1 protein-coding gene and 1 pseudogene are annotated in these 1148 nt (G+C 67.9%); both read left to right on the forward strand.

Features of this window, described 5'->3' with window-relative positions:
* On the forward strand, positions 1-975 hold a 975-nt coding region (locus AB0L75_RS44395), incomplete at its 5' end, for an IS30 family transposase (protein ID WP_365191965.1).
* Between the two features lie 4 nt (positions 976-979).
* Positions 980-1148, forward strand: a pseudogene (locus AB0L75_RS44400) (IS3 family transposase); the annotation flags it as partial.

The raw sequence follows: 1148 nt of genomic DNA on the forward strand, positions 1-1148 counted from the left end.
AGGCGGCCCAAGCCGGCGAAGCTGGCCACGAACCAGCGACTGCACGACTACGTCCAGGCACGCCTGAACGGGGTGGTCCTGGGCCCCGATGGCGTGGCCGTGCCGGGACCGGTCGGGCCCGGTTTCAAGGGGCGGAAGATGAAACCGCGCCGGGCGGACCGGCGGTGGTCCACGGCGTGGAGCCCTGAGCAGATCAGCCACCGGCTGCGCCTGGAGTTCCCGGATGATGTGTCCATGCGGATCTCTCATGAAGCGATCTATCAGTCCCTGTTCATCCAGGGGCGTGGGGCGCTCAAGCGTGAACTCGTCGCGTGCCTGCGTACCGGGCGGGCTCTGCGCGAGCCGCGGGCACGTACCCGGAACAAGCCCCAGGGCCACGTCACCGAGGACGTGGTGTTCAGCAAGCGCCCACCCGAGGCCGCTGATCGTGCTGTGCCCGGGCACTGGGAAGGGGACCTGATCATCGGGACCGAGCGTTCAGCGATCGGGACTCTGGCCGAGCGCAAGAGCCGGGCCACGATCCTGGTCCACTTGCCCCGCCTGGAGGGATGGGGTGAGCGGCCGCCGGTGAAGAACGGGCCGTCGCTGGGTGGGTACGGGGCTGAGGCGATGACCGCGGCCCTGATCAAGGCGATGGCGACGGTGCCGGAGCAGCTGCGTCAGAGCTTGACGTGGGATCGGGGCAAGGAGCTGGCCGGGCATGTCCAGTTCACGATGGCCACGGGCACGAAGGTGTTCTTCGCTGACCCCCACTCGCCGTGGCAGCGGCCGACGAACGAGAACACGAACGGGGTGCTGCGGCAGTACTTCCCCAAGGGCACTGACCTGTCGAGATGGTCGGCCGAGGACCTCGCAGCAGTCGCGTACACGCTGAACAACAGGCCCAGGAAGGTCCTGGACTGGAAGACTCCCGCGGAGGTCTTCGCCGAGCAGCTACGCTCGCTCTCAACGCACGGTGTTGCAACGACCGGTTGAACCCGCCCAGTTCCGCTCGGCCCTATTCCAGGACGCCCTCACCACCCACGGGCTGATCGGGTCCATGGGTCAGGTCGGTGCTGCCGGGGACAACGCGGCTATGGAGTCCTTCTTCGCGTTGCTGCAGAAGAACGTGCTGGACCGACGCGACTGGGACACCCGGGACGAGCTGC

Source organism: Streptomyces sp. NPDC052101, from assembly GCF_040680235.1.
In the GTDB taxonomy this organism is placed as follows: domain Bacteria; phylum Actinomycetota; class Actinomycetes; order Streptomycetales; family Streptomycetaceae; genus Streptomyces.